Raw genomic sequence first — 11,023 nt, 5'->3', positions numbered from 1 at the left:
TAGCCACACGCCGTTCTCGTAGATGTTGATGTGGAAGGTGTTGCGCAGCAGCACCGTCACCAGGCCCTGAGCGCCGATCGTCGCGATGAACGCGAACGCCAGCATGACGCCGCCGAACTGGGCGAGCACGCTGCTGGCCGAGTCGACGAGCGAGCGGGTGGTGCCGCCCGGACGGGAGTTCAGCATCGCGAAGCAGAGCGCGGCTCCCGCGACGGCGCCGACGATCGCGGTGACGGCGGAGAGCCAGAACGCGCCGAAGAACGAGCCGGCGATGGCGGGCTCGGCGAGCCCGGTGATGTTGGCCCAGGTGAACCGGCCCTCGCCGTCGACGAAGCCGCTGCCGACCGCGACGAGCGTGGGCACGGCGAGGAAGATCACGACGTAGAAGGCGAACGGGGTGAGGCCGAGCACGGCGGCGACGCCACGGCGGCGCCGACGCCTCGGCTGGGAACGGCTCGCCGACGACGGCTGCCGCCGGGAGTCACGTGAGGTGACCCCGGCGGCAGCGTCGGCCGCGGGCGCGGCGATGGTCTCGGTCATCAGCCGACTGCGTTGGCCCACTTGGCGTTGAGGAGCGTGCCCGCGTCGGTGGCCTGCTTGTCCGTCATGACGGCCACCTTGTCGAGCTTGCCCGGGAACTCCTTGGTGTCGAGCGTTCCCGCCTTCTCCATGGCGTCGACGCGGGCCGGGTAGGCGCCGCCCTTCAGCCAGGCGTTCTGAGCGGCGTCGCTGTAGAGGTACTCCTCCCACAGGCGCGCGGCGGCCGGGTGCGGGGCGTCCTTGCTGATCGCCTGGTTGTAGTAGCCGACGTACGCGGTGCCCGGGAGGACGACGTACTTCCAGTCGATGCCTCCCGACTTGATGGTGTCGGAAGTCGTGTAGCCCTTCTGGTTGAACGACCAGTCGAGCAGCACGGGGGTCTCACCCGAGGCGATGGTGTTCGGCTTGCCGTCGGCGGCGTTCCAGTTGCCCGCGGCCTTCAGCTTGGTGAACCATTCGATACCCGGGGTCAGGTCGTCGAGGGTGCCGCCGTTCTGCAGGTCGGCGTACGCGACGGCGCCCGCCGCGGCTGCGGCCTGGGTCGGGTTGCCGTTGAGCGCGACCGCACCCTTGAATTCGGGCTTGAGCAGGTCGGCGAACGACTTCGGCGCGGTCTTGATCTTGTTCGCGTCGTAGCCGACCGACATGACGCCGTAGTAGCCAACCTTCCAGAGACCGTCCTTCTCCTTCTGGCCGTCAGGGATGTCGGCGAAACCGGTGGGCTTGTACGGCGCGAAGTACTCGGTGTTCGCGAGCGCGACCGAGGAGCCGATGTCGAAGGTGTCGGGAGCGGTGTCCTGGCCCTTCAGCTTCTTGGCGGCGTCGATCTCCTCCTGGCTCGAGGCGGAGTCCTGGCTCGGGTTGATCGTGATGCCGTACTTCTTGGTGAAGCCGTCGAAGATCTGCTGGTAGTTGGCCCAGTCGCCGGGAGTGGCGATGATGTTGAGGCTGCCCTCCTTCTTCGCGGCGGCGACCAGGGCGTCCATCCCGCCGGCCGAGGCGACGTCGGTGGCGGTGGCGACCTTGCTGGCGTCGGCTGTGCTGCTCGCGTCGGCGCCGCTCGAGCAGGCGGCCAACGAGAGGGCGACGACGGTCGCGGCGGCGGCGAGGCCGGCGACGCGAGCGCGCTTGTTGATCACGGAATGTCCTCCAGTGCACGGGTTGACAGCCGGGCGTTCGACCCGGCTCGACGCCACGTTAGGGAGGCCGGGGTACGCGTGGACCAGCGGAGAGTGACGCATTGGTGAACGGTCGATGTCGGACCTTGCCGCTAAGGTCGACCCGTGGTCGAACAGCTCTCCCCCGCCCTCGCGCGACGCATCGCGCTCGCCGCTCAGGGCTTCGGGAGGCCGCTGCCCGCGGTGGTGGGCACGCGCCAGCTCAACGGGCTCATCGACCGCATCAACCTGCTGCAGATCGACTCGGTCAACGTGTTCGAGCGCAGCCACTACCTCCCGGCGTTCGCGCGCCTCGGCGCCTACGACCGCACGCTGCTCGACAAGCTCACGTTCGACGCGCGCGGGCCGCACACGGAGTACTGGGCGCACGAGGCGGCGTTCATGCGCAAAGACGACTGGCCCCTCTTCCGCTGGCGCATGCGCGACTACGAGCGGCGCTACGGCACCGGCAACCCGTGGACCGCCGCCAACGAGAGCACCCTGCAGTGGTTGCGCGCCGAGCTCGCCGAGAATGGACCGCTGGCGGCGAGCGAGATCGAGCACGACGCCAACCGGCGCTCGGGGCCGTGGTGGGGCTGGTCGGAGGTCAAGCGCGCGCTCGAGCGGATGTTCCTGTTCGGGGAGGTCGCGATCGCCGGGCGCACGCGCTTCCAGCGCCGCTACGGTCTTGTCGACGACGTCCTGCCCGCGAGCATCCTCGACCGCACCGTCGACGACGAGGACGCCATCCGTGAGCTGCTGCGGCGATCCGCCGTGGCGCACGGCATCGGCACCGTGCGCGATTTCGCCGACTACTACCGGCTGAAGGGGCCTGCGGTGCAGGTCGCCCTCCAGCAGCTCGAAGACAACGGCGAACTGGTGCCCGTGCAGGTGCGCGGGTGGGAGGGCCCGGGTGGCCGACCGGTGAAGGCGTGGATGCACCGCGACGCCCGCAAGCCGCGGTCCATCGACGCCGCTGCGCTGCTGTCGCCGTTCGACCCTGTCGTCTGGTTCCGCGACCGGGCGCTGCGGATGTTCGGCTTCCACTACCGCATCGAGATCTACACACCGGCCCCGCAGCGGGTCTACGGCTACTACTCGCTGCCGATCCTGCTCGACGACGAGCTCGTCGGCCGCATCGACCTGAAGAGCGACCGGCAGGCCGGAGTGCTGCGTGTGCAGTCCGCGTGGACCGAGTCCGGCAACGGCGGTGCGATCGCCGAGCGGCTGGTGCCGCTGCTGGGGCGCACCGCCGCATGGCAGGGCCTGGGAGAGGTGCAGGTCGCCGCGGGCGCCCGGGGCGACCTCGCGCCGGTGCTCGCCGCCGAACTCTGAGCTCGGCGCCCGCGGTCCGGCCTCGCGGAGCCGCAGGGGGCGGGGGTAAGGTGCGGGCATGAGTTCACCGCTGGAGTATCTGAACGCCGACGGGGCCGACGAGGCCGACTTCGAGCAGCCCATGCGCGAGCTCTTCGCCTACCGCGACGGCGATCATTGGCGCGACGGCATCGTGACCGGCGTCAAACGCGGCTCCGACGGCCGTGCGCATGTGCAGTTCGACGGCCGCATGTGGGTGACGACCGACGACATCCGCGAGTCCACCCACTACATCGCGGTGCTGCTGAACCCAGACTCGACGGTCTATGCCGAGGTCATCACGGGCTACCGCGACGGCGCTCCGGCCGACCTCATCCGCGACATCGACGTGGTCGACGGCGCCAACAATGCGGGCACCGAGTGGCGCCCCGTCGACGAGCAGGCCGTGGGTACGCGCGTGCGTTACCGCTACACCGGCACCGCCGAGTTGGAGGCCGCCGAGGCGTAGCCGCGGCACGCACTCGTCAGAAGGTGGAACCCATCTTCTCGAGACGCTCGACGCGCTCCGGAATGGGCGGGTGCGTCGAGAACAGGCGGCTCATCAGGCTGGGCTTGAGCGGCTCGGCGATCCAGAGATGCGCCATACTGCTGTTCTGGCGGCGCATCGGCTGCCCGTACTCCTGCAGCTTGACCAGCGCGCTCGCCAGGGCGTCCGGGTGGCGCGTCGTCATCGCACCGGTCGCGTCGGCGAGGTACTCGCGTTGCCGCGACACCGCCAGCTGCACGAGCGTCGCCACGAGCGGGGCGATGATCGCCGCGATGAGGCCCGCGATCAGGACGATCGGGTTGCCGCCTCCGCCGTTGTTGTTGTTGCGGTTGTTGCCGCCGAAGAACGCCATGCGCACGAAGATGTCGGCGATGAGCCCGATCGCGACGGTGAGGCCGAAGACGATCATCGAGAGTCGGATGTCGTAGTTGCGCACGTGCCCGAGCTCGTGCGCCATCACGCCCTCCAACTCGGCGTCGTTCATGATGTCGAGTAGGCCCGTGGTCGCGGCGACGGAGGCGTGCTGCGGGTCGCGCCCCGTCGCGAAGGCGTTCGGCGCCGGGTCATTGATGATGTAGACCGCCGGCATCGGCGTTCCGGTCGCGATCGAGAGGTTCTCGACGACGTTCCACAGGCGCGGATTGTCGGCCTTGGTGATGGCGACGGCACCGGACATGCTGAGCGCCTGGCTGGAGGCCATGAAGTACTGGAAGACCGCGTAGACGATCGCGCCGATGGCGACCCAGGCGAGGATCGCCCAGCTGTTGTAGAGGTACGAGAACAGCCAGCCGAGCGCACCGATGAGGACCAGGAACAGCAGGATGATGAAGACGGTGTTGCGCTTGTTCCTGGCGATAGCCCTGTACATCGACGACCTAGAACTGGACGCGCGGCGGCTCTGCGATGGCCGCCAGGTTGTCGACCTCGAAGAACTCGCGCTCGCTGAAGCCCAGGCGGCGGGCGAACAGGTTGTTCGGGAAGACCTTGATCTTGGTGTTGAACTCGCGCACGCCGCCGTTGTAGAACCGGCGGGAGGCCTGGATCTTGTCTTCGGTGTCGACCAGGTCGGCCTGCAGTCGCAGGAAGTTCTGGCTGGCCTGCAGCTGCGGGTAGGCCTCCGCCACCGCGAAGATGCTCTTCAGGGCCGTCTGCATGTGGCCCTCTGCCACCGACGCCTCTCCCGGCGTCTGGGCCGTCAACGTCTCCGCGCGCGCCTTCGTGACGGATTCGAAGACCCCGCGCTCGTGCGCGGCGTAGCCCTTGACCGTCTCGATCAGGTTGGGGATGAGGTCGGCACGGCGCTTCAGCTGCACCGTGATGTCGCTCCACGCCTCGTCGACCCGGACCTTCAGGGTGACCAGCGAGTTGTACGTGGCCCAGAAGTAGATTCCGATGATCGCGACGAGCACGACGACGATGATGACCGGAATGAGCCATTCCATTGCGGGAACTCCTAAGCGTCTGAGCGCGCTGATCGACGGCGCTGACAGCATCCTAACGGCCGCGGATGCGCCTCCCACTGCCTTCCCACCACTCTCGAAGCAAGCGCAATGCGGATGGACAGCGCACGGGTGCCGGGGTGCAGAATTGCTGACGTGAGCGACATCGCCGAACGCCGCAGTCGCGGCCGCCCGCGCAAGGAGCGCGGGGCGGCCTCCACGCGTTCGGCGATCGTGCGCGCGGCTGCCGACGAGTTCACCGAACGGGGCTACGAGGCCGCGTCGCTGCGCGCGATCGCCCGCCGCGCGGGCGTCGACTCAGCGCTCGTGCACCACTATTTCGACGACAAGGCCGACCTCTTCGCCGCGACGCTCGAGGCGCCGCTGCGCCCGGATCGCGTGCTGGACATCGTGCTGCACGTTCCGCGCGAGGAGGTGGGCGAGACCTTGGTGCGCTATCTGCTGACCCAACTGGAGGACGAGCGCGCCGCCGGCCGCATGCGCCTGATCCTGCGCACGGCGCTCGGCAGCGGCGCAGGGACACGCATGCTGAGGGAGTTCCTGACCCGCGAGGTGTTCACGCGTCTCGCGGCGCTCACCCACGCCGACGACGCCGATCTGCGGGCCGACCTGGCCGCGTCCCAGATCGTGGGGCTGATGATGACGCGCTACGCGCTCAAGCTCCAGCCCATCGCGAGCGCCGACGCCGACGAGCTCGCGCGGCGGGTCGGCCCTGTCATCCAGTGGCATCTGTTCGGCGATCTTGACGGACGGGTCGGGTCGGGCGAATAATTCATCACATGATGAATTCGGTCGACGCCGCCGTCGTGATCGAGGGCCTGCGGGTGCGCCGCGGACGCACGAAGGTCCTCGACGGTCTCGACCTCAGCATCCCACGCGGACAGGTCGTCGGCCTCCTGGGGCCGAGCGGATGCGGCAAGACGACGCTGATGCGGTCGATCGTCGGCGTGCAGCGGGTGGCCGGGGGCCAGGTGGAGGTGCTCGGCCAGCCGGCGGGATCCGCCGCCCTGCGTCACCGGGTGGGATACGTGACGCAGGCCGCGAGCGTCTATGACGATCTGACGGTCCGGCAGAACCTCGCCTACTTCCGTCGGGTGCTCGGCGCGGGCAAGGACGACGTGGAGCGCGCGATCGAGGCGACCGACCTGGGCTCGAACGCCGGGCAACTGGTCTCCACGCTCTCCGGGGGCCAGCGCAGCCGCGTCTCGCTCGCCGCCGCACTCCTCGGCTCCCCCGACCTCCTGGTGCTGGACGAGCCGACGGTCGGCCTCGACCCCCTGCTGCGCGTCGAGCTGTGGTCGCTGTTCCACCGGTTGGCCGACGGGGGCACCAGCCTCCTGATCTCGAGCCACGTGATGGACGAGGCGACGCGCTGCGACCGGCTGCTGCTGATGCGGGAGGGAGCGATCCTGGCCGACACGACGCCCGACGAACTACTGGCCGAGACCGGCGCGGAGGATGCGGAGGGCGCGTTTCTCACGCTGCTGCGCCGGCACCATCCACGGCACGCGCTCGACGAAGCGGAGCCCAGCTCTGCCGACGGTGACGAGGAGGCCGCCCGATGAACGCCACCCGCACCCTCGCCACCACGGCGCGCGTCCTCTCCCAGATCCGGCACGACCCCCGGACGATCGTGCTCCTGGTCGTCGTGCCCAGCCTCCTGATCGGCCTGGTCGCGTGGATCTTCACCGACACCGATGTCTTCGCCACGATCGGTCCGGCGATGCTGGCGCTGTTCCCGTTCGTCGTCATGTTCCTCGTCACGAGCATCACCACCCTCCGGGAGCGGCGCACCGGCACCTTGGAGCGGCTGCTCTCGATGCCTCTCGGCAAGGGCGACTTCATCCTCGGCTACACGCTGGCGTTCGGGCTGCTCGCCGTGGTCCAGTCGCTGGTCGCCTCCGGCTACGCGATCTGGGTATGCGGGCTGACGATCAAGGGCGACGCGTGGCTGCTCGTGGCGGTCGCGGTGACGGACGCCGTGCTCGGCAGCACCCTGGGTCTTTTCGCGAGCGCGTTCGCCCGCACCGAGTTCCAGGTGGTGCAGTTCATGCCTGCGATCGTGTTCCCGCAGATCCTGCTGGGTGGGATCTTCCTCCCCCGCGACCAGCTCCCTGCCGGGCTGAAGGAGATCAGCGACTGGCTGCCGCTGTCGCACGCCGTGGACGCGCTCAACGCCGTCGCGGCGAATTCGCACGACGCGGCCTACGTGGGAGGCCAGCTCCTGATCATCGGCGCCTTCGCGGTCGGCGCCGTCGTCGTCGGCGCGCTCACCCTCCAGCGCCGCACGTCGTAGCGGCCTGGATCAGGGGCCGAGCACGCGGCGGAGGTAGGCGTTCTCGAAGCGGCGCTCGGGGTCGAGGCGGTCGCGCACCGCGAGGAAGTCGTCGAAGCGCGGATAGGTCTCGCGCAGCGACTCGGCGTCCCGGTAGTGCATCTTGCCCCAGTGCGGCCGCCCGTCGTGGGCCTTCATGATCTCCTCGACCGCGGTGAAGTACTCCGTCGGGTCCTCCCGGTAGTACCGGTGCACGGCGATGTAGCCGCTCTCGCGGCCGTACGCCGTCGACAGCCAGTTGCCGTCGGCTGCCGCCGAGCGCACCTCGATCGGGAACGAGATGCGCCAGCCGCGGCGCTCGATGAGCGCCTTCACCTCCGCGAGCGCCTCGGGCACGGCATCCCGCGGGACGGCGTACTCCATCTCGCGGAACCGCACCGCGCGGTTCGTCACGAACACCCGCGGCGAGTGGTCGGTGAAGTCGCGGTTGCCGGTGAGGCGCTGGGCGAGGCGGCTGAAGGGCGGGATGATCGCGGGGGCCACGGTGCCGACCGCGCACACGCCCCGGTAGATCCCGTTCGCGAGGAGCTCGTCGTCGATCCAGCGCCCGGCCGCGGACAGCGGAGCGCGCTGCTCGGTGAGCGGCAGCCGGGTGTTCGTCTTGGTCAGGCCCGTCTCGGTGTGCGGGAACCAGTAGAACTCGAAGTGGTGCTCCGACGCCGAGCGGTGCAGGTAGCTCTCGAGCACGCCCTGCAGCGGCTCGGGCCGTTCGACGGCCTTCAGCAGGTAGGCGGGGACGCACTGCACCGTGATGTCCACGAGCACTCCGAGCGCCCCGAGGCCGAGCCGCGCCGCCGGGAGCAGTTCGGCGTTCTCGTCCTCGCTGATCGTCAGCAGTTCGCCTGATCCCGTCACGAGCGTGACCGCGACGATCTGGGTGGCGAGGCCTCCGAACGAGCCACCTGTGCCGTGCGTGCCGGTGGAGGTCGCGCCCGCGATGGTCTGCCGGTCGATGTCGCCCATGTTCTGCAGCGCCAGCCCGTACGGGCGCAGCAGCCGCGGCAGCTGGTGGAGGCGCGTGCCGGCGGCCAGCCGCACCCGGCCGCGCTCGAGGTCCACGTCGAGGACGCCGCTGACGTCCTCGAGATCGAGCAGCACCCCGGGAGCTGCCGCGATGCCGGTGAAGCTGTGCCCGGCGCCGACCGCCTTGACCCGCATCCCCTGCTTCGCCGCCGCCGCGACCGCGCGCTGCACGGCCTCGGCGTCGCGCGGCCGCTCGACGCGCTGCGGCCGGATCGACTCGCTGCGGCCCCAATTGCGCCAGACGGACCCGGTCGCCGTCACAGGAACACCTTGCCCTCGCCGCGGTAGCTCGGCACCGAGCCGACGACGGCGGCGCGGCCGTCGACGATGTCGACGAGGTGGAAGTCGTTCACGTGCTCGCTCAGCTCGCCTGACTTCGTGTGCCGCAGCCAGACCCGGTCGCCGATGCGCAGGATCCCGGCGGCGGCGCCGGTCACCGGCGTCTGCACCTCGCCCGCCATCTCGCGGTCGACCATCGACAGCCCGGTCGGCCACTCGATCTTCGGGAGGCGGTCGGGCCCGGGAGGGCCGGACGCGATCCAGCCGCCGCCCAGCAGAGTCGCAGTGCGCTCGTCGGGGCGGCGCACGACCGAGAGGGCGAACGACGCGGCGGGCGCCGGCCGGAAGCCGCGATAGGTGTCGAAAAGATGACCGCCGAACAACCCGCTGCCCGCGGCGATCTCGGTGACCGACGGGTCGGAGGCCGTGAACTCGAGCGAGCCGGTGCCGCCGCCGTTGACGAATTCGAGGTCGGCGAGTCCGCGCACGGTCGCGACGGCCTCCCCGCGCCGGGCGAGCAGCTCCTCCTGCGAGCTCTTCTGCATCCAGCGCAGGGTCGCGCCCCAGGCCGGGCGCCCGGGCGGGTTGTCGCCCTGACCGGCGATCTGCGCCTCGTAGCCCATCATGCCGACCAGTGCGAAGCCCGGGCGCCGCACAATCGCCTCGGCGACCTCCCGGACCGCCGCCACGTTGTGCAGCGGCGAGCGATAGACGCCGATGTGGCCGAGGACGGGCGCGTCCCACGAGGAGTCCAGCTCGAGGCACAGCCGGATCGTCTCGCGCTCGGCAGGCGGCACGACCGCGTCGATCAGGTCGAGGTGGGCGACCGAGTCGACCATGAGCGTCACGCGCGAGGCGAGCTCCGGCGAGGCCGCGAGTCGTGCGATCGTGGCCCGGTCGGCCGTCGGGTAGCCGACGACGACATCCCCGATCGGCGCGTGCTCGGCGTCGCCCTCCGCGAGCCAGAGCGCCTCGGGGAGGGTGTAGGCCAGCACGCCGGCGTACCCGGGCAGCGCGAGAACGGCGTCCAGCACAGACCTGACGCGCACCGACTTCGAAGCGACGCGGATCGCCTTGCCCGGGCGGTCCGGGCTCCCTCCTGCACGCCGCAGCATGTCGTGCGCGTTGTGGCGGAGGGCCGGGAGGTGCAGCACGCCGAACGCCGGGTCGAGGCGGGCCGTCGAGGCGGACAGCGCCGGCCAGAATACATCGGGCGTCGTCCAGGTGCGCTCGGCGGGCGCGGGCTTGGAGCTCAGGTCGATGGGGTTCACGGGGTCCTTCTGTCGTTTCTGCGTCTTCTGCGAGATCGGCGTCGCGCGCGGCATCAGCGCACCGCCTTCACACGGGCGACCGCGAGCGCGCCCGCGAAAGCGAACACCCCGGAGAGCACGAACAGCCCGACGAACCCGCCGAGCGCGGCGACGATCGCCGCGCCGAACAGCGGGGCCATCGCCTGCGGCACGGCCGTGGCGATGTTCATGATGCCGAGGTCCTTGCCGCGGTTCTCCGGGTCGGGCAGCACCTGCGTGGCGAGCGCCTGGTCGACCGAGAGGAAGCAGCCGTAGCCGAGCCCGAGCAGGCCCGCGGCCACCATCGCGACGGTCAGCTCCGGCACGAACGCCAGCAGCAATGCCGCGACCCCCTGCAGCGCCGAGGAGACGAAGACGAAGGCCTTGCGCCTCCCGAGCCGGTCGGACAGCCGGCCGAGGGCGAGCGAGGCGATGATCACGAACACCATGTAGATGAGGATCAGCACCAGGAGGTCGTCGTCGGCGTGCTCGTCATGGAGGCCGAACTCCAGGAAGTAGAGCAGCAGCGACGTGCCGAACGCGTTCCCGAAGTTCACCAGCACCCGGCTGAGGAGGGTCCAGCCGAAGTCGGGATGCTCGCGCGGGCTGATCCACAGCCCCTCGATGATGCCGCGGAAGGTCATCCTCTCGCGCAGGTGCGCCGGCAGCACGGCGTCGGGCAGGAACAGGAACGGCACCACGAGCACGACGAGCAGCACGGCCATCGCGGTGTAGCCGACCAGCGCCCCGACGAACACGTAGGTCACCAGTGAGACGCCCAGGATGATCCCGATCGCCTGCGGTGCGCTGATCCACCCGGAGACGTAGCCGCGCTGGTCGACCGGCACCTGGTCGGAGATCGTGGCCGTCAGTGCGGCGGTGAGCACGCAGAACCCGGTGAGCGCGAGGGACCAGAACACGCCGATCCCCACCATCGATGTCTGGAGGCCGAGCAGCACCAGCGAGACCGCGAACAGCAGGGCGCCGCCGGCGATCCACGGACGGCGGCGGCCGAACCTGCTGGTGGTGCGGTCCGACAGTGCACCGGTGAGAGGGTACGCGACGATGGCGCACACCCA

General features: G+C 70.1%; 11 protein-coding genes and 1 pseudogene. 5 read left to right on the top strand and 7 right to left on the bottom strand.

Annotated features, from left to right (window positions below; translation table 11 throughout):
• Positions 1–561 (bottom strand): annotated as a pseudogene (locus AC0HS0_RS02560) (ABC transporter permease); the annotation flags it as partial.
• Positions 540–1,679, bottom strand: coding sequence for an ABC transporter substrate-binding protein (locus AC0HS0_RS02555; protein WP_472961446.1), 1,140 nt, complete (start codon positions 1,677–1,679; stop codon positions 540–542). The gene AC0HS0_RS02555 and the pseudogene AC0HS0_RS02560, both read right to left, overlap by 22 nt.
• A gap of 144 nt (positions 1,680–1,823) precedes the next feature.
• Here AC0HS0_RS02555 and AC0HS0_RS02550 point away from each other — a divergent pair, with 144 nt between their 5' ends.
• Entirely contained in the window at positions 1,824–3,032 is a 1,209-nt protein-coding gene (locus AC0HS0_RS02550; RefSeq protein ID WP_472961445.1) for a winged helix-turn-helix domain-containing protein, read from the top strand.
• A 58-nt stretch (positions 3,033–3,090) separates the two neighbouring features.
• On the top strand, positions 3,091–3,519 hold the full coding sequence (locus AC0HS0_RS02545) for a hypothetical protein (protein ID WP_472961443.1): 429 nt from the start codon (positions 3,091–3,093) through the stop codon (positions 3,517–3,519).
• A 16-nt stretch (positions 3,520–3,535) separates the two neighbouring features.
• Here AC0HS0_RS02545 and AC0HS0_RS02540 read toward each other — a convergent pair whose 3' ends face one another.
• The gene (locus AC0HS0_RS02540) at positions 3,536–4,426 is read right to left on the bottom strand and encodes a M48 family metalloprotease (RefSeq protein WP_472961442.1); all 891 of its coding nucleotides are present in this window, start codon (positions 4,424–4,426) and stop codon (positions 3,536–3,538) included.
• A gap of 7 nt (positions 4,427–4,433) precedes the next feature.
• Positions 4,434–5,000 carry a LemA family protein gene (locus tag AC0HS0_RS02535; RefSeq protein WP_055915096.1) on the bottom strand — a complete coding sequence of 189 codons (567 nt, stop codon included), beginning with the start codon at positions 4,998–5,000 and terminating at the stop codon, positions 4,434–4,436.
• Positions 5,001–5,153: 153 nt separating this feature from the next.
• On the opposite strand from AC0HS0_RS02535, the gene AC0HS0_RS02530 reads away from it, so the two are divergent.
• The 3 genes from AC0HS0_RS02530 to AC0HS0_RS02520 are packed head-to-tail and all read left to right on the top strand — an operon-like array spanning position 5,154 to position 7,314.
• Positions 5,154–5,789: a TetR/AcrR family transcriptional regulator gene (locus tag AC0HS0_RS02530; RefSeq protein ID WP_472961441.1), complete on the top strand. Its 636-nt coding sequence runs from the start codon at positions 5,154–5,156 to the stop codon at positions 5,787–5,789.
• Between the two features lie 11 nt (positions 5,790–5,800).
• Positions 5,801–6,583: an ABC transporter ATP-binding protein gene (locus AC0HS0_RS02525; protein WP_472962097.1), complete on the top strand. Its 783-nt coding sequence runs from the start codon at positions 5,801–5,803 to the stop codon at positions 6,581–6,583.
• A complete protein-coding gene (locus AC0HS0_RS02520; RefSeq protein ID WP_472961440.1) occupies positions 6,580–7,314 on the top strand; it encodes an ABC transporter permease in 735 nt (244 codons plus the stop codon). The genes AC0HS0_RS02525 and AC0HS0_RS02520 overlap by 4 nt, the downstream gene beginning before the upstream one ends.
• Before the next feature lie 9 nt (positions 7,315–7,323).
• On the opposite strand, the gene AC0HS0_RS02515 is transcribed toward AC0HS0_RS02520, so the two are convergent.
• The 3 genes from AC0HS0_RS02515 to AC0HS0_RS02505 form a co-directional block, all read right to left on the bottom strand.
• On the bottom strand, positions 7,324–8,637 hold the full coding sequence (locus AC0HS0_RS02515; protein ID WP_472961439.1) for a D-arabinono-1,4-lactone oxidase: 1,314 nt from the start codon (positions 8,635–8,637) through the stop codon (positions 7,324–7,326).
• Complete coding sequence (locus AC0HS0_RS02510) at positions 8,634–9,980, bottom strand: amino acid deaminase/aldolase (RefSeq protein WP_472961438.1); 1,347 nt, start codon at positions 9,978–9,980, stop codon at positions 8,634–8,636. Before AC0HS0_RS02510 ends, AC0HS0_RS02515 begins: the two co-directional genes overlap by 4 nt.
• The coding region (locus tag AC0HS0_RS02505) for an MFS transporter (protein WP_472961437.1) at positions 9,980–11,023 on the bottom strand (1,044 nt) is incomplete at its 5' end. The genes AC0HS0_RS02510 and AC0HS0_RS02505, both read right to left, overlap by 1 nt.

It is taken from the genome of Leifsonia sp. PARNA 1/14 (assembly GCF_055720965.1).
Note: the sequence above shows the minus strand (reverse complement) of the source record. Positions and strands in the feature narration are given on the sequence as shown.